This window comes from Cylindrospermopsis raciborskii Cr2010 (assembly GCF_003367075.2).
Taxonomy (GTDB): Bacteria; Cyanobacteriota; Cyanobacteriia; order Cyanobacteriales; family Nostocaceae; genus Raphidiopsis; species Raphidiopsis raciborskii.
Window position 1 is genome coordinate 2976013 of sequence record NZ_CP065936.1, and the last position, 19675, is coordinate 2995687.

General features: G+C 39.6%; 29 protein-coding genes and 1 pseudogene. 16 read left to right on the top strand and 14 right to left on the bottom strand.

Going from position 1 to position 19675, the window contains the following annotated elements; genetic code table 11:
- Window positions 1-7: 7 nt before the first annotated feature.
- On the top strand, window positions 8-766 hold the full coding sequence (locus C6N34_RS13590; protein WP_236107113.1) for an N-acetylneuraminate synthase family protein: 759 nt from the start codon (window positions 8-10) through the stop codon (window positions 764-766).
- Here C6N34_RS13590 and C6N34_RS13595 read toward each other — a convergent pair.
- Window positions 726-1232: a transposase family protein gene (locus C6N34_RS13595; RefSeq protein ID WP_006279026.1), complete on the bottom strand. Its 507-nt coding sequence runs from the start codon at window positions 1230-1232 to the stop codon at window positions 726-728. The genes C6N34_RS13590 and C6N34_RS13595 overlap by 41 nt on opposite strands.
- Window positions 1229-1621 carry a helix-turn-helix domain-containing protein gene (locus C6N34_RS13600; RefSeq protein WP_236107115.1) on the bottom strand — a complete coding sequence of 131 codons (393 nt, stop codon included), beginning with the start codon at window positions 1619-1621 and terminating at the stop codon, window positions 1229-1231. Before C6N34_RS13600 ends, C6N34_RS13595 begins: the two co-directional genes overlap by 4 nt.
- A gap of 22 nt (window positions 1622-1643) precedes the next feature.
- Here C6N34_RS13600 and C6N34_RS13605 point away from each other — a divergent pair, with 22 nt between their 5' ends.
- Window positions 1644-2072 (top strand): N-acetylneuraminate synthase family protein, encoded by a 429-nt coding sequence (locus C6N34_RS13605; RefSeq protein ID WP_236107117.1) that lies wholly within the window; start codon window positions 1644-1646, stop codon window positions 2070-2072.
- 199 nt (window positions 2073-2271) lie between these two features.
- On the opposite strand, the pseudogene C6N34_RS13610 reads toward C6N34_RS13605, so the two are convergent.
- Window positions 2272-2690 (bottom strand): annotated as a pseudogene (locus tag C6N34_RS13610) (IS1 family transposase); the annotation flags it as partial.
- 15 nt (window positions 2691-2705) lie between these two features.
- Between C6N34_RS13610 and C6N34_RS13615 the strand changes: the two are divergent.
- A complete protein-coding gene (locus C6N34_RS13615; RefSeq protein WP_236107119.1) occupies window positions 2706-3941 on the top strand; it encodes a hypothetical protein in 1236 nt (411 codons plus the stop codon).
- Here C6N34_RS13615 and C6N34_RS17260 read toward each other — a convergent pair.
- Both C6N34_RS17260 and C6N34_RS13620 read right to left on the bottom strand, forming a co-directional pair.
- Entirely contained in the window at window positions 3889-4209 is a 321-nt protein-coding gene (locus tag C6N34_RS17260) for a transposase family protein (RefSeq protein ID WP_407928738.1), read from the bottom strand. The genes C6N34_RS13615 and C6N34_RS17260 overlap by 53 nt on opposite strands.
- Window positions 4206-4520: a helix-turn-helix domain-containing protein gene (locus C6N34_RS13620; protein ID WP_407928739.1), complete on the bottom strand. Its 315-nt coding sequence runs from the start codon at window positions 4518-4520 to the stop codon at window positions 4206-4208. Before C6N34_RS13620 ends, C6N34_RS17260 begins: the two co-directional genes overlap by 4 nt.
- 83 nt (window positions 4521-4603) lie before the next feature.
- On the opposite strand from C6N34_RS13620, the gene hisH reads away from it, so the two are divergent.
- A complete protein-coding gene (gene hisH, locus C6N34_RS13625) occupies window positions 4604-5065 on the top strand; it encodes an imidazole glycerol phosphate synthase subunit HisH (RefSeq protein WP_236107121.1) in 462 nt (153 codons plus the stop codon).
- 154 nt (window positions 5066-5219) lie between these two features.
- Here hisH and C6N34_RS13630 read toward each other — a convergent pair whose 3' ends face one another.
- Window positions 5220-5726 (bottom strand): transposase family protein, encoded by a 507-nt coding sequence (locus C6N34_RS13630; protein ID WP_006279026.1) that lies wholly within the window; start codon window positions 5724-5726, stop codon window positions 5220-5222.
- On the bottom strand, window positions 5723-6115 hold the full coding sequence (locus tag C6N34_RS13635; RefSeq protein ID WP_236107115.1) for a helix-turn-helix domain-containing protein: 393 nt from the start codon (window positions 6113-6115) through the stop codon (window positions 5723-5725). The genes C6N34_RS13630 and C6N34_RS13635 overlap by 4 nt, the downstream gene beginning before the upstream one ends.
- A gap of 62 nt (window positions 6116-6177) precedes the next feature.
- Between C6N34_RS13635 and C6N34_RS13640 the strand changes: the two genes are divergently transcribed.
- Window positions 6178-6558 (top strand): hypothetical protein, encoded by a 381-nt coding sequence (locus C6N34_RS13640; protein WP_236107123.1) that lies wholly within the window; start codon window positions 6178-6180, stop codon window positions 6556-6558.
- A 135-nt stretch (window positions 6559-6693) separates the two neighbouring features.
- On the opposite strand, the gene C6N34_RS13645 is transcribed toward C6N34_RS13640, so the two are convergent.
- Both C6N34_RS13645 and C6N34_RS17035 read right to left on the bottom strand, forming a co-directional pair.
- Window positions 6694-7587, bottom strand: coding sequence for a transposase family protein (locus C6N34_RS13645; protein ID WP_057178093.1), 894 nt, complete (start codon window positions 7585-7587; stop codon window positions 6694-6696).
- Window positions 7588-7785: 198 nt separating this feature from the next.
- Window positions 7786-7956, bottom strand: a complete 171-nt coding sequence (locus C6N34_RS17035) for a hypothetical protein (protein ID WP_407928749.1) — start codon at window positions 7954-7956, stop codon at window positions 7786-7788.
- Between the two features lie 188 nt (window positions 7957-8144).
- Between C6N34_RS17035 and C6N34_RS13655 the strand changes: the two genes are divergently transcribed.
- The 10 genes from C6N34_RS13655 to C6N34_RS13695 all read left to right on the top strand — a co-directional run bounded on the left by C6N34_RS13655 (window position 8145) and on the right by C6N34_RS13695 (window position 15619).
- Entirely contained in the window at window positions 8145-8513 is a 369-nt protein-coding gene (locus C6N34_RS13655) for a helix-turn-helix domain-containing protein (RefSeq protein WP_236107125.1), read from the top strand.
- Window positions 8488-9093, top strand: coding sequence for an IS630 family transposase (locus C6N34_RS13660; RefSeq protein ID WP_236107532.1), 606 nt, complete (start codon window positions 8488-8490; stop codon window positions 9091-9093). Before C6N34_RS13655 ends, C6N34_RS13660 begins: the two co-directional genes overlap by 26 nt.
- Before the next feature lie 82 nt (window positions 9094-9175).
- Complete coding sequence (locus C6N34_RS17135) at window positions 9176-9559, top strand: hypothetical protein (RefSeq protein ID WP_329606409.1); 384 nt, start codon at window positions 9176-9178, stop codon at window positions 9557-9559.
- Window positions 9519-10178 carry a DUF4351 domain-containing protein gene (locus C6N34_RS13665; protein WP_329606410.1) on the top strand — a complete coding sequence of 220 codons (660 nt, stop codon included), beginning with the start codon at window positions 9519-9521 and terminating at the stop codon, window positions 10176-10178. Before C6N34_RS17135 ends, C6N34_RS13665 begins: the two co-directional genes overlap by 41 nt.
- A 117-nt stretch (window positions 10179-10295) precedes the next feature.
- The gene (locus C6N34_RS13670) at window positions 10296-10466 is read left to right on the top strand and encodes a hypothetical protein (protein ID WP_236107127.1); all 171 of its coding nucleotides are present in this window, start codon (window positions 10296-10298) and stop codon (window positions 10464-10466) included.
- Between the two features lie 6 nt (window positions 10467-10472).
- Window positions 10473-11435: an Rpn family recombination-promoting nuclease/putative transposase gene (locus C6N34_RS13675; RefSeq protein WP_236107129.1), complete on the top strand. Its 963-nt coding sequence runs from the start codon at window positions 10473-10475 to the stop codon at window positions 11433-11435.
- A 228-nt stretch (window positions 11436-11663) separates the two neighbouring features.
- A complete protein-coding gene (locus tag C6N34_RS13680) occupies window positions 11664-12086 on the top strand; it encodes a GNAT family N-acetyltransferase (protein WP_236107131.1) in 423 nt (140 codons plus the stop codon).
- Window positions 12087-12096: 10 nt separating this feature from the next.
- Entirely contained in the window at window positions 12097-13146 is a 1050-nt protein-coding gene (pseI, locus tag C6N34_RS13685) for a pseudaminic acid synthase (protein ID WP_236107133.1), read from the top strand.
- Between the two features lie 409 nt (window positions 13147-13555).
- Window positions 13556-14665: a hypothetical protein gene (locus C6N34_RS13690; RefSeq protein ID WP_115538129.1), complete on the top strand. Its 1110-nt coding sequence runs from the start codon at window positions 13556-13558 to the stop codon at window positions 14663-14665.
- Between the two features lie 336 nt (window positions 14666-15001).
- The gene (locus tag C6N34_RS13695) at window positions 15002-15619 is read left to right on the top strand and encodes a class I SAM-dependent methyltransferase (protein WP_236107135.1); all 618 of its coding nucleotides are present in this window, start codon (window positions 15002-15004) and stop codon (window positions 15617-15619) included.
- Here C6N34_RS13695 and C6N34_RS13700 read toward each other — a convergent pair.
- The 3 genes from C6N34_RS13700 to C6N34_RS13710 all read right to left on the bottom strand — a co-directional run bounded on the left by C6N34_RS13700 (window position 15612) and on the right by C6N34_RS13710 (window position 17201).
- Window positions 15612-16217 carry an IS630 family transposase gene (locus tag C6N34_RS13700; RefSeq protein ID WP_083383444.1) on the bottom strand — a complete coding sequence of 202 codons (606 nt, stop codon included), beginning with the start codon at window positions 16215-16217 and terminating at the stop codon, window positions 15612-15614. The genes C6N34_RS13695 and C6N34_RS13700 overlap by 8 nt on opposite strands.
- Window positions 16192-16560, bottom strand: coding sequence for a helix-turn-helix domain-containing protein (locus tag C6N34_RS13705; protein ID WP_102981708.1), 369 nt, complete (start codon window positions 16558-16560; stop codon window positions 16192-16194). Before C6N34_RS13705 ends, C6N34_RS13700 begins: the two co-directional genes overlap by 26 nt.
- A 161-nt stretch (window positions 16561-16721) precedes the next feature.
- Entirely contained in the window at window positions 16722-17201 is a 480-nt protein-coding gene (locus C6N34_RS13710) for a GNAT family N-acetyltransferase (protein ID WP_235529003.1), read from the bottom strand.
- 159 nt (window positions 17202-17360) lie between these two features.
- On the opposite strand from C6N34_RS13710, the gene C6N34_RS13715 reads away from it, so the two are divergent.
- A complete protein-coding gene (locus C6N34_RS13715; RefSeq protein ID WP_057178648.1) occupies window positions 17361-17732 on the top strand; it encodes a hypothetical protein in 372 nt (123 codons plus the stop codon).
- Between the two features lie 3 nt (window positions 17733-17735).
- Here the strand turns inward: C6N34_RS13715 and cobT are convergent, their stop codons facing one another.
- Together cobT and C6N34_RS13725 are read right to left on the bottom strand one after the other, a co-directional pair.
- Window positions 17736-18857: a nicotinate mononucleotide-dependent phosphoribosyltransferase CobT gene (gene cobT, locus C6N34_RS13720; protein ID WP_115539201.1), complete on the bottom strand. Its 1122-nt coding sequence runs from the start codon at window positions 18855-18857 to the stop codon at window positions 17736-17738.
- Between the two features lie 2 nt (window positions 18858-18859).
- Window positions 18860-19540, bottom strand: coding sequence for a DUF2232 domain-containing protein (locus C6N34_RS13725; protein ID WP_115539200.1), 681 nt, complete (start codon window positions 19538-19540; stop codon window positions 18860-18862).
- Window positions 19541-19675 lie beyond the last annotated feature (135 nt).

Below are 19675 nucleotides of genomic sequence, written 5' to 3' on the forward strand. Positions count from 1 at the left end.
TATTCCTATGAGCATTGCGATCGCAAGTAAAATATTAGGTAAAAGTCATCCCCCATTCATAATTGCGGAGATGTCGGGTAACCACAACCAGTCTCTTGAAAGAGCCCTAGAAATAGTAGAAGTAGCAGCGAAAGCGGGTGTTGATGCACTCAAACTCCAGACCTATACAGCAGATACCATGACACTAGACATAGAGACAGGGGAATTTTTCATTAACGATCCCAACTCTTTATGGCAAGGAAACTCACTACACAAACTTTATCAGCAAGCCTATACACCATGGGAGTGGCACGAGCCAATATTCAAACGTTGTGAAGAGCTAGGAATAATTGGTTTTAGCACCCCTTTTGACGAGACAGCCATTGAATTTTTAGAGTCATTGAAAGTTCCCTGCTATAAAATAGCATCCTTTGAGAACACCGACCTACCGCTAATTAGAAGAGTTGCCAAAACGGGGAAACCCATGATAATTTCCACAGGGATGGCCAATATATGTGAACTAGATGAAACAGTACGTGCTGCCAGGGAAGCGGGTTGTCAAGACATAATTTTGCTAAAATGCACCAGCACCTATCCAGCCAGTGCAGAGAACAATAACATCGCCACAATTCCCCACCTGCGAGATTTATTTAACGTAGAAGCAGGAATATCAGACCATACATTAGAGCTGTTGGGAAATAAAAGCATATTTCCGGATGACAGAACTTCCCCCATCCCGATTGAATTTATGCTGCATCTAAATAGAAGTTCCATAGCCCTGCACTGACCAACATCAATTGATCATCAAAATCGGTCACACGATTCCTATATACAGAATGTACACAGTTATATCTCTTAATTCCAGAGTGAGCGTGCTCACACACAACTCGCTGACGACTGAGTTCTCGATTCTCCTCCTTTTGCTGCTGTGTTAACTCCTTACCTTTCGGTTTCTTGTGTGGTAAATGGACATTGACAAATTCTTTCTCCAACCCATGAAAACCCAAATCTCCCTCTATTGCTACTTCATCAGGAATGTATTGCACTATCTCTGATTCATGGAGTAGCCGTTTGTCATGCACTTTACCTGCTCTGGTTTTCGTCAGAATAATCACTCGTTTCTCCCTTGTGCTGACTGTAATCTGCTTGCATGTATGCCGCTTTTTCTTGCCAGAGTAATACTCTTTTTGGCGTTCTCGGTTTTGAGGACGCTGGACTGGACGCTCCGTACCATCCACAATCACCTCCTTCACATCTGGAAACCTTTTGGTGAATTCCTGCTCCTGAGTTTGCGTGCTGGCAAAACTTGCTTTTCTCCTAAAGTGGTTTCTAGCACAGACAGTAGTCGATGTACCCAATCATGAGCACAGGAGCGGTCAAAGTTGAACAACACACTCAGCAAGTCAAACGTCGGATAACATTTGCAGTACAGCAGGATATAAAATAGTTTTTCCTCTATACTTCTGAGTGTAGGCTTGCGTCCGCCCCCGGGCGCACGTTTGCGGTTTGCTAAGGAGTTGAACACGGTGCGTTCATAGGTATCAGCAAACTGAGATAACAGCTCGTTGAATGCTTGGCGGTTAAGTCCAGTCATTGCTCGTAGCAGTCGCTCTTGATTCAGGATGCGGTCTAAGTTCAACATTAATGTCACCCTACTTGTCTGCTTGATTATTATCCCTTATTTTCCAACAACTCTATTAGGTATAGGGGTATCAGTAGCGAGTGTAGCCATAGGAGCCAGTGTAATAGAAAAACACTTTACCCTTTCCCGGTCTGATGGTGGAGTGGATGCCAGTTTTTCCATGGAACCGGAGGAAATGGCCCAACTTGTGGTAGAGTCGAAAAGAGCTTGGCAAGCTTTAGGTCAAGTTCGTTATGGATCCACCGAAGAGGAGAAAAAATCGTTAATATTTAGGCGTAGCTTATATGTAGCTGAAGATATGAAAGCTGGAGAGATATTAACCAAAGAGAATGTGAGAGCGATTCGTCCAGGCTTAGGATTGCCCCCCAAGTATTTAGAATCACTCCTCGGATTAGCTGTGAAGAAAGATGTTAAAGCGGGAACTCCTTTATCCTTTGAGTTGTTGAAGTGACCTGTTTTCCTGGGATCCCCCTTGGTGCGATATGATGTAAAGAAATGTAAAATAATCGCAATCCTTGGTTTATTTATGCAACAAGTTATGATATTATGCTGGCATGAGGTAATTGTTCCTCCTGTGTCTAAATGAAATATAAACTAAACTATAAGGTGCAGAGCTTTGACGGTCTGGCGTTGCATATTTGCGGGATGAATTAACTAAACGCGGGTATTACTTCATACTTTAAATAGTGAAGTAATAATTTAATTGAATACCTAAGCATATCTACAGATTTTGAATAGCATAGCGTTTTTCTATGTAGTCGCGCTAAGTAGTGACGTAAACGTGTATTTTCACCCTCTACCCTAGTCATATATGTTTTGCTCACAATATGGTCTTCTGGCTGAATAAAACTCGGATAAACCCTCCACCCATCAGTAACATAAAAAAAGCATTGCCAGAGTTTAACGATGTCCCACAAAGGTCTCCAACTCATCAAGCTCACCTACCAAGGGTGTTTCCTGGTGGAGCATCTGGAAGTATGGAACCAATTTGTTTTGGCCAGTAAATAATGGTTGTATGATGAACGCCTTTATCGCGTTCAATTGCTCTAAATCCCATACCGTTAACATAATTTTAATACAACAGATGTTTATAAATTATGGCAAAAAATCACGAATTAACGCAAAATATATGGATAACATTAAAAATAGTCTTAACCCTAAGCATTACGGCAAGAATACTTTATTAGATAATTTATTAGGTGCTTTATTTTGCATCTACATTTTGTCTGGGTGGATAGGTTATGTAAACTCGGTAAACAGGGTAGTAACAATTGCCAATCTTATTTGGATTGTGACGGGATTATTACTTCTCATGATTGAAACTCTTAGTTTTAAGAAGCAGTATAAATTTACATATCAGTTAGTTGGAATATTGTTATTGGGTTTTTTACTCAATTCATTAGTAAGAAGTAATACATCAGTTTTTCTATTAGCACGACCGCTATCAAATGTGGGCATAGCCCTATTTTTGCTCCGAAAGAAGTTGGCGAGTTTTGTGTTGCCATTCATTTATTTAGTATTTGCATTTGTATGTAGTTACTTCATATACTTTATTATTTATAGGGGAATAGACCCTAACAAAATATTTTTGCTTTCCAGTAGAAATTTAGTTTCTATACTTTTAATTTATTACAGTGCAATTTTGTATATTATTAATGACAAAGTAGGTTTTGGAAAACCAATTTTACCTGCAGCAGTGACTTTAATTCTTTCGGTCGTCTCATACGGTAGATCTGGTATTATTTCCAGTTTTTTTTTAATTACTGGAATCTTGTTGTTAAATTCCTCTGAGAAAAGGAAATCTACTGAATTTAATATTTTTATAGTTCTTTGCGGTATTGTTTTCCTAACCTTTATTGTTGCTAACCGGGCTGATATTACAAAGATAATTAATAATATTACTCATTATTTTCAGTATCTTGAGCTTAAAGGTTTGGCTGATAAGGACGGTCGGGAGCTTATATGGCGCAGATATATTCGTAGTATAGATTGGGTAGGATTTATTTTTGGATCAGACGCAAAATACGCTTCCAGTGTTGTTGGCTTTGGAGGCAATTATCATAATTCCTTTCTTGACCTTCATGCCGATTTTGGGATATCAGGCATTATTTACATGTGTTTGTTACTAAATGCCATGCTCAAGCTATTTAATCTAAATAGACTACTATTGTTGATTCTTGTTACAATCGTCATGAGATTATCAACAGATAGTTTTCTTTTTCAAAGTCAATATAGTTTTACCGTGTTCTATATTACATTTTATGCTTTTAAAGCGAGAGAGTTATGTCCAGATGACGTACAAAAAGGCAGGGTAACCTAATAGACAAGTAGGGTAATATCAATGTTAAATTTAGACAGCATCCTGAATAAAAATCGACTGCTATGAGCAGTGATTTGGACTCCATTGTAAGCATTTTAAGGGCTTTGACCCATTTTACACCTTTTTCTTCCATTTTATTCCTTGTGCTGACTGTAATCTGCTTGCATGTATGCCGCTTTTTCTTGCCAGAGTAATACTCTTTTTGGCGTTCTCGGTTTTGAGGACGCTGGACTGGACGCTCCGTACCATCCACAATCACCTCCTTCACATCTGGAAACCTTTTGGTGAATTCCTGCTCCTGAGTTTGCGTGCTGGCAAAACTTGCTTTTCTCCTAAAGTGGTTTCTAGCACAGACAGTAGTCGATGTACCCAATCATGAGCACAGGAGCGGTCAAAGTTGAACAACACACTCAGCAAGTCAAACGTCGGATAACATTTGCAGTACAGCAGGATATAAAATAGTTTTTCCTCTATACTTCTGAGTGTAGGCTTGCGTCCGCCCCCGGGCGCACGTTTGCGGTTTGCTAAGGAGTTGAACACGGTGCGTTCATAAGTATCAGCAAACTGAGATACAAGCATTTACAACTAGTGTCAATTCTGATGCTGATTGGGATTCAGCAATAGAATGGATGTTGGGTAAAGTTCACAAGGATTAGTTACAGATGAACATCCATATAATCAATGTTGGACTCGGTAATGTCGCTAGCATTCAGAACATGCTAAAAAGGGTTGGTTACCCATCTAACTTACGAGTAACTCCTGATACCAATCAGATACCAGATCTAATTATCCTGCCTGGTGTGGGAGCATACGACACGGGCATGACACTTCTGGGAGAATACAACTGGACAAACTACCTCAAGGAGGTAGCTGATCAGGGAATTACCAAGATCTTAGGAATTTGCCTCGGTATGCAATTGCTGTGCGACGGTAGCGACGAAGGTAGTCACCCTGGACTAGGGTTGATTTCAGGACGCTTTCAAAGGTTTAAATCTGATAACTCTTCTCTCAAGGTACCTCACATGGGATGGAATGCCGTTGAGTTTACAGAATTTGGCAGTTCTCTATTCTCAATCAGTCACCAAATGCCCCGTTTTTACTTTGTCCACTCGTATTATAAATAGGTCCCTTAGATAGCTGTACAACAGCTTAACCCATCCTTTTTGGACTTAGTTATAGATTTAAACGGCTCAAATCTAGATGAATGTAGATCTTTAGAGCTGTTGGGAAATAAAAGCATATTTCCGGATGACAGAACTTCCCCCATCCCGATTGAATTTATGCTGCATCTAAATAGAAGTTCCATAGCCCTGCACTAACCAACATCAATTGATCATCAAAATCGGTCACACGATTCCTATATACAGAATGTACACAGTTATATCTCTTAATTCCAGAGTGAGCGTGCTCACACACAACTCGCTGACGACTGAGTTCTCGATTCTCCTCCTTTTGCTGCTGTGTTAACTCCTTACCTTTCGGTTTCTTGTGTGGTAAATGGACATTGACAAATTCTTTCTCCAACCCATGAAAACCCAAATCTCCCTCTATTGCTACTTCATCAGGAATGTATTGCACTATCTCTGATTCATGGAGTAGCCGTTTGTCATGCACTTTACCTGCTCTGGTTTTCGTCAGAATAATCACTCGTTTCTCCCTTGTGCTGACTGTAATCTGCTTGCATGTATGCCGCTTTTTCTTGCCAGAGTAATACTCTTTTTGGCGTTCTCGGTTTTGAGGACGCTGGACTGGACGCTCCGTACCATCCACAATCACCTCCTTCACATCTGGAAACCTTTTGGTGAATTCCTGCTCCTGAGTTTGCGTGCTGGCAAAACTTGCTTTTCTCCTAAAGTGGTTTCTAGCACAGACAGTAGTCGATGTACCCAATCATGAGCACAGGAGCGGTCAAAGTTGAACAACACACTCAGCAAGTCAAACGTCGGATAACATTTGCAGTACAGCAGGATATAAAATAGTTTTTCCTCTATACTTCTGAGTGTAGGCTTGCGTCCGCCCCCGGGCGCACGTTTGCGGTTTGCTAAGGAGTTGAACACGGTGCGTTCATAAGTATCAGCAAACTGAGATAACAGCTCGTTGAATGCTTGGCGGTTAAGTCCAGTCATTGCTCGTAGCAGTCGCTCTTGATTCAGGATGCGGTCTAAGTTCAACATTAATGTCACCCTACTTGTCTGCTTGATTATTATCCCTTATTTTCCAACAACTCTAATGTACTATGCAACACCTAGTAAATGATAAAGTTAGACTAGTCTCTGCCCAAGGACCCTGTCAGCTGGTGAACGTTTTAGGAATCTTAAAATATGAACTTAGGAACGAAATTAATCAACCTCAACATTGGGAGGATCACTTAGTCCTGGGTGGTTTTTTTATTGCAGGTTCGGATGAAAATCTTGCTACTTCTATAGAGACTTGCATTCAGATATCCAAACATTGGAACTTCAGATCAGTTAAGTATTTAAGTGATGACGACTTATCAATTAGTCCCCCCTCATTTTTTGAAGTAGTCCACAGTGTTAACCGAAAGCTGAATATAGGGTTAGTTGACAGAATAGACATCTCCGGAAATAGCCAAAGCGTTACCAATACTACTTTTTAAGGTGAGACACCCCAATACAAAAGTAGCTGACTGGTATGCTAAAATAAGCGTTAGAGATGCCTCTTGTTGGGAATTAACCAAAAGATAACACCTATGTGAGATAATTTATTTTTAGCCAAGTCCAAATCTTGATAACTAAAATAAGTAGGTTCCCATTCGGAAACGAACAAGTCCACAAATAGTCATGATTACCTGTTCATACTTACTTGAATTTAATCGAAATCTTTCTTGTGCCACTCTGAATATTTTCACTACACGAATTAAATGTTCAACAAAAATTCGTTCGGAAGCTAACTCTTTATTTTTTTCTTTTTGTTCAGACGTTAATTCTTGGTTTTTAGGTTTTTTTGTCGGAGTTTTCATTAACTCCTCTCCTTGATAAGCTTTATCACCACTAAATTTTTGTTTTTTATCAAATATATTTCTGGTTTCACGGAATAAATTTACATCACTTTTTGGACCAGGTTTACCCGCTACTACATCAACAATATCTTTACCATTTGGTAAAACGATTAGTTGACTTTTTCTAGTATGACAGGCTTTTTTACCTGAATAATATTTTTTTTGTTCTTGGTACTCTCCAGGTCTGTCTATAGGCTGTTCATAGCTATCCACTATTAACTCAAATTCTGTTAATATTTCTTTAACGACTTCGTAATCACTGGAGTTTTTTTTTACCTGTTCTAGCAAACTTGGTGGCAATAATTCTCCTATTATTGGCAACCAATAGTTAAAGATATCATTTGCAGTTGTTTCACTTACTCCAAATTGAATACCTAGTAGCTGAAATGTTGTTAACTGCCGTAAATATGTTAATGTTAAGATTATTTGCTCCGACGGTGATAATTTGGGTTTGCGCCCTCCACCGCCTTGAATAATTCGGGTTTTTTTTGATTCAACCAATTGTTGTTTCTGATGATGCAGTTTTATGGCTTTTTCCAAAAGTTGCTGTAACTGCTCATACTTCAGACCCAATAAACGGTGTGATTCGTGAGGATTATTCTGGATATATTCAGATATGTTGCTCATAATAAGTTGCCAAAAATACCATTTCATATTATTTTATCACACTTTGATTCTTTTTCGGAGATGTCTATTTATCGATTCTGATCTTAGGAGAAAATATTTGAGAATTTCTTCTGCTTATGCTCACAAATACCAAAAATTATGGCTCGACTTGCTTAACCAAGCGGATGTAAAAAGGTTTTCTTCACTGACATTAACGGATTATGAAGATAATTGACCCACAACATTTGCATGAAATAGGGCGAAATCAGTATTGGCAAATATCCATAACCATTCTTTCACCCCTTTTACTACCCAAGGTGTTTCATCTGCATGCAGATTGGGCTGGGTTTGTTTTATCGATTTTTTCAGACCATCAATACTTTCAGCCACTGTACCAATTACCCACGTCAGAGTGATTTTAGCTTTGCTGTTTACGGACAATTATGGATTTATGGCATGGAATTATGGGCTGATTAAGCTCTGAGCTTACAGCAATTTTCATGTAGTTAAACTACAAAATAAGATAAGCTATAATAAGGGTAATAAACTAAAATAGAGTAGAAGTACTGTCAAATTATATGCCAAAACCTTATTCAATAGATTTGCGTAATCGCGTGATTGTAGCATGGGTTGCTCAAGAGGGATCTCAACGCCAGTTGGCAGAAAGATTCAAGGTCAGCTTATCATTTGTGAGAAATTTAGTACGTCGTTATCGTGAAACTGGGCAAGTTGAGCCAAAGCAATGTGGAGAATATGAAAAGCCTATAATTGCAGGCCAATATTTAAACATGATCAAGTCTTGGCTGGATGAGAAAAATGATTTACTACTTTCAGAATTATGCGATCGCCTGAGAGAAACGACGGGCACTAGTGTTAGTATCACAACCATGCATCGAGCCTTAGAAAAGTTGGGTCTACGTCATAAAAAAAAGTCTAAATGCCAGTGAACAGGAGACTCCACGTGTTCAAGAATTAAGACATGATTATCGTCGTTGGGTAGATACAGTTGATATTAGAAATTTAGTGTTTTTAGATGAATCGGGGATAAATTTAGGGATGTCAAGGTTGTTTGCTAGAAGCCAAGATGGACAAAGAGCAATTGGTAGCGTACCAGGAAACAAGGGCAAAAATATTTCTCTGATTGGGGCTTTAAATATGGATGGAATTCTGGCAGCAATGACTGTAGAGGGAAGCACAAATACAGAAGTATTTCTCACTTATGTAAATCAGGTTTTAGTACCTCAATTATGGAAAGGGGCTATTGTTGTTATGGATAATTTAAAGGTTCATTATGCCGAGCGCGTGAGATTGTCAATTGAATCAGTCGGTGCAAAAGTTAAGTTTTTACCCCCCTATTCTCCAGACTTATCTCCGATAGAATTGTGTTGGTCAAAATTAAAGCAATTTCTCCGTAGTCGTGAGGCACGAACATTAGAAGCCCTAAATGAGTCCATGACAAGTGCAGTAAATTATATTACAGCAGAGGATGCGCTTAATTGGTTCAATCATTGTGGTTTATTTACATGAAAACCGCTGTAAAATAAACTGCGATCGCTTAATAGGTGACACAAAAAAGTTTTGAGAGGAAAGAACAAGGAAGATTAAGAGAATGACCCGATTCATTCACGACCAATTTGCCAAGGACTACCTAGAAGAAATTCTCAGACCTTATGGGGAAATAGAATCTTCTAAGCGAGTTCCAGGAGAAGTTAGACAAATAGACTGTTTCTTTTCTCCAGCAGGTGAAAAAATCACCAAACTATCGGGTTTAGGTGTACTAGGCAGTTTTGCCAGATTGCCGGGGGTATTTGAACCATTTAGGAATGCAGCATCAGAGGAAGAAATATGTGATTGCATATTGAAGCTACTGGAAATAAGAGGGTTAATGCAAAGGGAAGCAAAGCGAGATAAAACAAAACTAGACGCCAGAAAAAGTTCCCTATCTGTGGATTTTGACACCAACAACGTCAAAGAAAATACTAAAAGGATTTAATGCTGTTGCAGAAAGCAATTCCTGTCAAGGAGTGTACCATTTAGGAAAAAGTCTGAGAACAAAGATTGTAGCGATTCACCACCTACCGAATACACCAGAAACATTATGGCTAAGAATATTGGGAAGGGGGAAAGTACGAACAAAAGCAATTGATCAGTTAGAAAAACTGACAGAAGATCACCCATTACGAAGAAAGGTGCTAGAATTGCTATATACTTTGAGACAAAACTTGGAGCAAAGTGGAAAAGCTGAAGAAAGGGAAGATAAGGAGTTAATTATGAGGTTAGCACCACTATACCAGCAAGATATAGAAAAAGTGAGACAAGAAGGTCTTCAGGAAGGCGAACTTCGAGGAGAACAACGTGGAAGACAAGAAGGAAGACAAGAAGGACAGCGAAAGATAATATTACTGTTGCTGAATCACAAGTTTGATGGAATCGAGTCACCTGTGGTGGAAAGGATAAACAGACTATCACTAGAGCAATTAGAAGCAATGGGTGAATCTTTACTGGATTTTAGACAGATTTCTGATTTAGAAGCGTGGTTAAAAGACGCAGAAAAATCCGATGATCTAAAACCACAAGTTGATATCCAAAATGGCAATCAACTGGATGTGTAATCGGTTACAGTGTCTACGACGAAGGTTTGTTGATTTTGCCCAGTCGAGGTTATAATGTGGGTGCGGAGTTAACTGACGGATTTAAGGGAAAGGCAAAACCTAAGTCCTAATGTAACCTTGTTACAGTTGTTAGGAACGAATGAAGAGGAGAGTGGGGAGATAGGTAAAGAACTGTTGCAAAATGCAGAAGCTGAATCTTTACTGGATTTTAGAGACATTTCTGATTTAGAAGCATGGTTATCTGATTTAGAAGCATGGTTAAAAGACGTAGAAAAATCCATTGTGTGATTGTTTATGGTAAAAAAATCAGATATTGGCGGTAAACGTTTAATTGGACTTAGTCCACAGGCTTGGGGGCGTTGGGTCACGGGGGATAAAACGATCAAAGTTCAGGAAATTATTAACAGTGAACTTCAATGGATCGAGCGGGAAAGTGATGTTTTGCTCAAGGCCCATAGTCCTGAGTGTGGCGATTTTATTCTGCTGAATGAGCTACAACTGCGCCATGATGCTAAGATGCCCCGACGAATGAGAGCTTATGCTGCTCTAGTAGAGGAAAAGTATGGGCTACTAGTCTATCCAGTGGTCGTCAATATTCTTCAACCGGGGCCGACGGAGATAATTCGCAGCCGTTATGAGTCCGAAATTATGGGCTGTAGGGCCTATCAGGACTATCGGGTGATTAATTTGTGGGAGATTGAGGCGGAGACGGTGTTTGAGCAAAATCTGTCTTCCTTGCTACCGTTTGTCCCAATTTTGAAGGGGGGTAATAGTGAGGTAAATCTCCGTCAGGCTCTACTCAATCTTCGCAAGAATGAAGTGTTGGGGGATTTGGAGCCATTGTTGTCTTTTTTTGCTAGCTTTGTATTTAATATCCCTTTAGTACAACAAATGATGAGGTGGGACATGACGGTATTACGTGAATCGCCCTGGTACAACGAAATTCTTAAGGAAGGTCTTCAGAAAGGTCGTCAGGAAGGCGAACTTCGAGGAGAACAACGTGGAAGACAAGAAGGAAGACAAGAAGGACAGCGAAAGATAATATTACTGTTGCTGAATCACAAGTTTGATGGAATCGAGTCACCTGTGGTGGAAAGGATAAACAGACTATCACTAGAGCAATTAGAAGCAATAGGTGAATCTTTACTGGATTTTAGACAGATTTCTGATTTAGAAGCGTGGTTAAAAGACGCAGAAAAATCCAATGATCTAAAACCACAAGTTGATACCCAAAATGGCAATCAACTGGATGTGTAATCGGTTACAGTGTCTACAACGAGCGATTGCAAAGCAGATCTCCTGTAAGGAGTGCTTCGCGATCGCATTTACACATATCAAGTTGGTCTGTTGCGTTTCGTGCCTCAACCCAACCTACGATTACCCACGACAAGACCAGTCGGGTTTAACCCACTTGAGCTTTGCGAGCTCCTGTAAGGAGTGCTTCGCGATCGCCATTTCTTTTAAAATAGGTTCAACTAATATATTATGTTGCAAGCTACTACCATACAGATTTCTTATAAAAACAATTTAAACAATATACTCCCAGATATAAAAGAACTACTGGACACTTGTTATCCCCGACCACCACGTAATGTTTTTTACCTCCTGATGGAGAAATACTGTGTTGGATTTCCTGTTTATATAGCCAGTGACAACTTTAGCAGAATTGTCGGATTTACCTACCTAGCTATCAACAGCAAGGGAGGAACTCTAGAATCCTTAGCCGTGCATCCCGACTTCAGAAATCAAAACCTAGGTTCCCAGCTAGTTAACACCCTTCTGAAGGAGAATAAAGGAGTGATTCAAATTACAACCCGTATTCCCAAATTTTTTGAGAAACTGGGCTTTGAGTATGTAAAAACCCTTCCCGACCAATCACACTACATGATAAATATCAACTTTAGTTAAACATATTCCTATGAGCATTGCGATCGCAAGTAAAATATTAGGTAAAAGTCATCCCCCATTCATAATTGCGGAGATGTCAGGTAACCACAACCAGTCTCTTGAAAGAGCGTTAGAAATAGTAGAAGCAGCAGCGAAAGCGGGTGTTGATGCACTCAAACTCCAGACTTATACAGCAGATACCATGACACTAGACATAGAGACAGGGGAATTTTTCATTAACGATCCCAACTCTTTATGGCAAGGAAACTCACTACACAAACTTTATCAGCAAGCCTATACACCATGGGAGTGGCACGAGCCAATATTTAAACGTTGTGAAGAGCTAGGAATAATTGGTTTTAGCACCCCTTTTGACGAGACAGCCATTGAATTTTTAGAGTCATTGAAAGTTCCCTGCTATAAAATAGCATCCTTTGAGAACACGGACCTCCCCCTAATTAGAAGAGTTGCCAAAACCGGGAAACCCCTGATAATTTCCACAGGGATGGCCAATATATGTGAACTAGATGAAACAGTACGTGCTGCTAGGGAAGCGGGTTGTCAAGACCTAATTTTGCTCAAATGCACCAGCACCTATCCAGCCAGTCCACAGAACAGTAACATTGCCACAATTCCCCACCTGCGAGATTTATTTAACGTAGAAGCAGGAATATCAGACCATACATTAGGTATAGGCGTATCAGTAGCGAGTGTAGCCATAGGAGCCAGTGTAATAGAAAAACACTTTACCCTTTCCCGGTCTGATGGTGGAGTGGATGCCAGTTTTTCCATGGAACCGGAGGAAATGGCCCAACTTGTGGTAGAGTCGAAAAGAGCTTGGCAAGCGTTAGGTCAAGTTCGGTATGGATCCACCGAAGGGGAGAAAAAATCGTTAATATTTAGGCGTAGCTTATATGTAGCTGAAGATATGAAGGCTGGAGAGATATTAACCAAAGAGAATGTGAGAGCGATTCGTCCAGGCTTAGGATTGCCCCCCAAGTATTTAGAATCACTCCTCGGATTAGCTGTGAAGAAAGATGTTAAAGCGGGAACTCCTTTATCCTTTGAGTTGTTGAAGTGAGATATTTGGGATCCCCCTTGGTGCGATATGATGTAAAGAAATGTAAAATAATCGCAATCCTTGGTTTATTTATGCAACAAGTGAAGTGCTTCGCGATCGCATTTACATATATCCCGTTTGCTTGTTGGGTTTCGTTATTAAACTCAACGAGATTGTCACCAACCCCGTTGGTCTTCAAAGCCGTGCTTGAAAGTTTCCCTTCACAGGGATCTTCATGGCATGAGCGTCCGGTTCTGAACCCGTATGAGTTAGGGTCAAATCGCGCTTCCCATTCTGGCTCTAATGCCAGTTTGACAAGTGCTTGCAAGGCTCAGTCTTTCATTGTAGGCGTACTCAAAAGTCGCTTCTCTTCCATTCCAGGAGGGAATTCATTCCCCAAAGCTTCCCTAAAAAAGCACACATACCATTTATGATTAGTCTAGAAAAAACTCTTCTTGATCAAGAAACTCTAAGTGAATTATGCTCGGACACACCCCCCAAAACACTAAACACCAGTGAGATATTTGCTCCCAATGGTTTTTACGGCAATGATTTAATCTATAAACTGTATAGCAATTTACCTATTAGTTACCCGTTAAAATTTGTTTTGCCTCACGCACCAGATTATCTAAATTTTAAGGGGATGGTTTGGGATGCTGAACTACTAATTGATCTACCGGAGATTTGGTGTTACTCAAACCAGATGTTTGAGATTTATTCTCAGGCTATCAGAAATCTGCGGATTACGAAAGATGTTGTAAAGTCTGCGTCCCCATTTATCTACTTGCTTAAACTGCTAGAAACTGATTCTATTTTTACCCAAAGACGTGGAACAATTTTTTTCCCTAGTCACTCTACACATCACATAACCGATGAAACTAGTTACGAGTCCTTAGCAGCCAAGTTGGATCTTCTGGAGGAAGAGTACAAACCAATCACCGTCTGTGTTTACTGGCGAGACTTCAATCTTGGTCGTCATTTACCTTTTGTGGAACGAGGAATGAGAGTTGTGTCAGCTGGTCACATGTACGACCCAGCCTTTCTATTTAGATTTTACCATCTTTGTTCTTTGCATAAATACTCTTGTGCGAATAACTACGGCACTGCGGTGCTTTACTCTATAAAGTCTGGATGTTCTTACTTTCATTTAGACACAGACCATTTTATTCAAAATATTTTAGAAAATATTGACTTTAATTCTAAATCATTAAAAAGTGATCCAGCAAATTACCTATTTGGTAAGACCAGCAACGCGGAAGAGAACATGAAGCAGTGCAAAATTTTTGCAGATTTATTTGCGACTCCAAAAAGGGAGATGACCCGAGAACAAATAAATTTTGTAGATAAAATTCTCGGATGTCAGTTTTTAAAAAGCTCTGAAGAAGTTACTAGCTTGATTATGTTAGCTGAGACAAAGTATGTAAATAAAATGAAGGTTTCTTACAGCTACTTGCGAAATCCCATTATTCTAATCAAATATCTTTTTAAATCCTTACCAAAAAGTATTTCTTATAAGATTTACCAATCACTTACAAAGTAATTAGAGCTGTTGGGAAATAAAAGCATATTTCCGGATGACAGAACTTCCCCCATCCCGATTGAATTTATGCTGCATCTAAATAGAAGTTCCATAGCCCTGCACTGACCAACATCAATTGATCATCAAAATCGGTCACACGATTCCTATATACAGAATGTACACAGTTATATCTCTTAATTCCGAGTATATACGTGAAAACAATATTTCAATACTGCTAAATCGCATTGATTTCACAGGAAGAATGGGTGTTAAAGTTACTTTGTAGGCAAGGTGATTTACTTTGTGTAACTTTAACTTCTTGTTAAACCTAAAAAGGCCCTCTAAATCAAATAGAATATGAAAAAAGTCAATCTTGCTTGTGGTAGTGTCTACATTAAACAAAGCGACTGGGTAAATTTAGACTATCAACCTGTGGGTAATGGAGTTATAAAAAGTGACTTACTGGGTACATTACCTTTGAATCAAGGTAGTGTTTCTTTAGTTTATTCTTCCCATTTTCTCGAGCACATTCCCAGATCAAAAGTTGCCCATTTTTTGGGTGAGTGCTTTCGTGTTTTGGAGCCAGGGGGGATCATACGTTTAGTTTTGCCAGACCTAGAAGAGATTTGTTCCCAGTATTTATATAACCGTCAGCGGTCAGATCATAAAAAAGCCGACTTTTGCGTAGTTGAAATGATTGACCAGTGTGTTCGTCTTGAAAGTGGTGGTGAGTTGGGTTTACTTTATAAATTTTATTCTCAATCTTATGATCTGGAACGTGAGATGGTAGAGTACATACGTTCTTTTAATGGGGAAGTGTTATGCGAAGCTGAGAATCATAATAATAGCCCCCTTGGTAAAATTGCTTCCCTGTTAGAAGAACCAAAACTGTTGTGGGGCAAAATTGCATATCACATGGAGCAGTGTTACATTCGGATGATAGTGAGTTTATTACCTACAGCAGTTTTCATGTAAATAAACCACAATGATTGAACCAATTAAGCGCATCCTCTGCTGTAATATAATTTACTGCACTTGTCATGGCCTCATTTAGGGCTTCTAATGTTCGTGCCTCCCGACTACGGAGAAATTGCTTTAATTTTGACCAACACAATTCTATCGGAGATAAGTCTGGAGAATAGGGGGGTAAAAACTTAACTTTTGCACCGACTGATTCAATTGACAATCTCACGCGCTCGGCATAATGAACCTTTAAATTATCCATAACAACAATAGCCCCTTTCCATAATTGAGGTACTAAAACCTGATTTACATAAGTGAGAAATACTTCTGTATTTGTGCTTCCCTCTACAGTCATTGCTGCCAGAATTCCATCCATATTTAAAGCCCCAATCAGAGAAATATTTTTGCCCTTGTTTCCTGGTACGCTACCAATTGCTCTTTGTCCATCTTGGCTTCTGGCAAACAACCTTGACATCCCTAAATTTATCCCCGATTCATCTAAAAACACTAAATTTCTAATATCAACTGTATCTACCCAACGACGATAATCATGCCTTAATTCTTGAACACGTGGAGTCTCCTGTTCACTGGCATTTAGACTTTTTTTTATGACGTAGACCCAACTTTTCTAAGGCTCGATGCATGGTTGTGATACTAACACTAGTGCCCGTCGTTTCTCTCAGGCGATCGCACAATTCTGAAAGTAGTAAATCATTTTTCTCATCCAGCCAAGACTTGATCATGTTTAAATATTGGCCTGCAATTACAGGCTTTTCATATCCTCCACATTGCTTTGGCTCAACTTGCCCAGTTTCACGATAACGACGTACTAAATTTCTCACAAATGATAAGCTGACCTTGAATCTTTCTGCCAACTGGCGTTGAGATCCCTCTTGAGCAACCCATGCTACAATCACGCGATTACGCAAATCTATTGAATAAGGTTTTGGCATATAATTTGACAGTACTTCTACTCTATTTTAGTTTATTACCCTTATTATAGCTTATCTTATTTTGTAGTTTAACTACATGAAAATTGCTGTAATGTGGGAGCCCCCAAGAATTTGATCGAAACTATTCATGGTGTTGGCTATCGTCTTAAATGTTTAGATCCCTAATCCTTACGTTCTAACAACTCTTCAAAAATCTCATAGTGGCTTTTTTCCATTCCCAGGGACTGATAAGTCCTCTTGGCAATTACATTCTCTTTTTCCACATAAAGTCTAAACCCAGAAACTTTCAGCCCACTTGTTTGGGTTTTTGCCTGCTGTTTCACGGCTTGATATAAAGCTTTAAAAACCCCCTGACGACGAAAATCCGGGTGAACGTATACACTCTGAATCCACCAGTATAAACCATTACGCCAGTCACTCCATTCTGTGGTAACCATTAGGGACCCAACCACCTGATTATTCTTCTGAGCTAAAAGATAAAATCCTAAACTGGGATTTTTTAATAGTGTTTTCACGCCTGCATTAATATCATTAATAGGTAGTTGTTTGTTTTCAGTTTCATATATTAATGCCTGGTTAAATTCAACCAGAACCTGTAAATCCCCCAGTTCACCTTGGCGAATTAGCAAGTCCGATGCCATATTTTCCTCCATTCCATATAGCAATTCTTAACTCCTAAATTATATTCCCCAGATTCCCGCTCCTAACTTTGAAGAAAGATTAAATAAATCCTAAGTATTTTTAAAAATCTCCGTAAGTTGAATAGCATGGAAATAATATTTGGGAATCAAAGGTATTCAATGGAATCATTAAAAAAGCAAATACTGACTTTAAGCCAGAAAGTAGATGCTCTATACCAGGTAATTGAAAGCCTTGACAGAAAACTGTCCCAAGGGTTGGCAAATTGCTATTTAGATCCAAACGGGTATAGTCATCCAGAAACTGACCAAAATGAACCCTTCTCAGTTAGAATCCCAACTAGTTCAACTAGGGATTTAGAACATAAGGATGTAATTACTGATGGTGTTTTTTCCGAAAATAAACGTCTGCACGGGGGAGATAGTACCATCACACCAGAGGTTCAGATCCAACGACTCACTGCACAATTAACGGCAGCTTATAACCGAATTGCAGCATTGGAAGAACAGTTGTTACGAATGAGAATTCATTAATACTCAATAAGTATTTTTATATATATTTTCCACCTGCGATTCAACGGCTATTAAAATTTCCTCCTGTCGCCAACCATAACTCATGGAAGCGGCTATACAAGCTGCACCAGCACCCACACCTTCCTTGACAAATCCTTGCTCATAAACTTGCAATTGGGGGTAAATAGAATTGGCAAAACTCAACTGTGTAGCTAGTAGGGGGGGAGGAATTTGACCTTGAGCAAACCTATTTTTACCCAAACTCAAAGCCAAATCAATCGTAGCTCCAGTGCTATCCTCCACAACCCAGCGCGTTGTCCCCACTACAATTGCTTCCGGTTGCCAGGATAAAGAATGAACTTGTCCAATTGCCTGCATCAATGCATAAACTGCTAACATCTGAGTACCGCCGCCCAGTATAACCCCACACTTGCGACTAGCAGCGATCGCCATTCCAGCTACTACTATTTGCATAGGGTCTCCCACTGCGGCCACAATTTCCAAAGGATCACCAAAACTACCTATCTTATTTAAACCAGATTGGACTACAAACCATTTTTGGTCATGATTACAAATGGGATGACTACTGTTAACCTTGCCAACTGCATCAATTCCCAAACCAGTTAGAACAGATAGAGCAGTAGTAGTACCACCAACAACGCACTCACTCAAAATTAAATATCCGGATGTAATATTAGTGCTAAGTTTTTCACCCCAGAGTAGTCCTTGTTTGAGTAAGTGTTCAACAGTACTATATTCTATTGATCTAGCCGTACTTAAACACCGAGCCAAGGTGCCACCTAAATCAATACAGGGGGGGGAGGGGATAAGGGGTAGACCCGCATTAAATAAATAAACTGGTATTTGTAACCCTTCTGTGACAGCGCGGGAAATCAAAACCGGGGAAGCACCAGCAATTAAGGGAGGTAGGGAATATTGAGATGGATGATTGGCACCATAGTACAAAAATTCAGCATCTGCACAAGCAGTATATTTTCTATCCTCTGGGGTCAAGCCAGCAGCGGAAATACCTGGAATTAAACAGGTTTCTGTAAAACCTAAAACACAAGCGAAAACCGGTGCACCGGATTTATAATCTCGTATCCATCTTTCACCTTGAGCAACTTGAGTGTAAATATTAATCATAGTTAGTCTTCATAATTCATTAATACTTGTATCCAATGTGGCGGATTAGGTATGAGATTTCCCAGACGATCTAATAGTAACCATGCTGCCAAGTGGACTATAAACATATAGATTAAGTTATTAATCATAATTAGTAGCAGTGCTGCTAGTTTAACCCCTAAAGCACTGGGAGTAGTTAATATTTGTAAATTAAGGAATAACCACTCGATAATTTCTGTAACCTGGTTAGTTAGATAAACCCATAAATCCTCACCGGATAAGATAGAAAGTAACCAAAGACGGAAAAACACTCCCAACGTACATAGTATGGTGCCCAAACTGATGGAAACAACCCAAGGGACACGACGATGCCAACTTACTCCCAATAACACACCCAAAAAAGCAAAGGGCATAATAAATAGAAGACTCCGAACAGGTCCAGTCAAAACCGAAAGTAGCAATCCAGAGGTGATAGCTGCCATCCAAGAAGCACGATTACCCCAGCGTAGATAAACTAAAGCAATAGGAATTGAAAAGAATACACGTAAAACTGGACCCAAGGGAAAGTAAAAGTTTATAAACCAAACCAGAGCAGAAGTGCTGGCAAAAAATGCGGTTTCCACTAACCTCAAGGGTTGATCTGGAAGTTGAGAGGTTTTAGATTCTCGATCTGGCTGATCTGGTGGAGAATTAGCAATATTCATAGAGTGAGGAATAGTACAAGTGGGTGAGTGGAATTAAATATAAGATAAACGTAGGTTGAGTTGAGGAGTGCGAAACCCAACGCCCCCACGGGTTACCCTACCACTAACCCATCCTACAAATAATTGTGCCTCCCT

Excerpts from the sequence above, each read along its gene's own strand:
- C6N34_RS13590 (WP_236107113.1), top strand. The coding sequence starts at position 8 with ATGAGCATTGCGATCGCAAGTAAAATATTAGGTAAAAGTCATCCCCCA.
- C6N34_RS13600 (WP_236107115.1), bottom strand. The coding sequence starts at position 1,621 with ATGTTGAACTTAGACCGCATCCTGAATCAAGAGCGACTGCTACGAGCA.
- C6N34_RS13615 (WP_236107119.1), top strand. The coding sequence starts at position 2,706 with ATGTTTATAAATTATGGCAAAAAATCACGAATTAACGCAAAATATATG.
- C6N34_RS13620 (WP_407928739.1), bottom strand. The coding sequence starts at position 4,520 with ATGCTTGTATCTCAGTTTGCTGATACTTATGAACGCACCGTGTTCAAC.
- hisH (WP_236107121.1), top strand. The coding sequence starts at position 4,604 with ATGAACATCCATATAATCAATGTTGGACTCGGTAATGTCGCTAGCATT.
- C6N34_RS13635 (WP_236107115.1), bottom strand. The coding sequence starts at position 6,115 with ATGTTGAACTTAGACCGCATCCTGAATCAAGAGCGACTGCTACGAGCA.
- C6N34_RS13640 (WP_236107123.1), top strand. The coding sequence starts at position 6,178 with ATGCAACACCTAGTAAATGATAAAGTTAGACTAGTCTCTGCCCAAGGA.
- C6N34_RS13645 (WP_057178093.1), bottom strand. The coding sequence starts at position 7,587 with ATGAGCAACATATCTGAATATATCCAGAATAATCCTCACGAATCACAC.
- C6N34_RS13655 (WP_236107125.1), top strand. The coding sequence starts at position 8,145 with ATGCCAAAACCTTATTCAATAGATTTGCGTAATCGCGTGATTGTAGCA.
- C6N34_RS17135 (WP_329606409.1), top strand. The coding sequence starts at position 9,176 with ATGACCCGATTCATTCACGACCAATTTGCCAAGGACTACCTAGAAGAA.
- C6N34_RS13675 (WP_236107129.1), top strand. The coding sequence starts at position 10,473 with ATGGTAAAAAAATCAGATATTGGCGGTAAACGTTTAATTGGACTTAGT.
- C6N34_RS13680 (WP_236107131.1), top strand. The coding sequence starts at position 11,664 with ATGTTGCAAGCTACTACCATACAGATTTCTTATAAAAACAATTTAAAC.
- pseI (WP_236107133.1), top strand. The coding sequence starts at position 12,097 with ATGAGCATTGCGATCGCAAGTAAAATATTAGGTAAAAGTCATCCCCCA.
- C6N34_RS13690 (WP_115538129.1), top strand. The coding sequence starts at position 13,556 with ATGATTAGTCTAGAAAAAACTCTTCTTGATCAAGAAACTCTAAGTGAA.
- C6N34_RS13695 (WP_236107135.1), top strand. The coding sequence starts at position 15,002 with ATGAAAAAAGTCAATCTTGCTTGTGGTAGTGTCTACATTAAACAAAGC.
- C6N34_RS13705 (WP_102981708.1), bottom strand. The coding sequence starts at position 16,560 with ATGCCAAAACCTTATTCAATAGATTTGCGTAATCGCGTGATTGTAGCA.
- C6N34_RS13710 (WP_235529003.1), bottom strand. The coding sequence starts at position 17,201 with ATGGCATCGGACTTGCTAATTCGCCAAGGTGAACTGGGGGATTTACAG.
- C6N34_RS13715 (WP_057178648.1), top strand. The coding sequence starts at position 17,361 with ATGGAATCATTAAAAAAGCAAATACTGACTTTAAGCCAGAAAGTAGAT.
- cobT (WP_115539201.1), bottom strand. The coding sequence starts at position 18,857 with ATGATTAATATTTACACTCAAGTTGCTCAAGGTGAAAGATGGATACGA.
- C6N34_RS13725 (WP_115539200.1), bottom strand. The coding sequence starts at position 19,540 with ATGAATATTGCTAATTCTCCACCAGATCAGCCAGATCGAGAATCTAAA.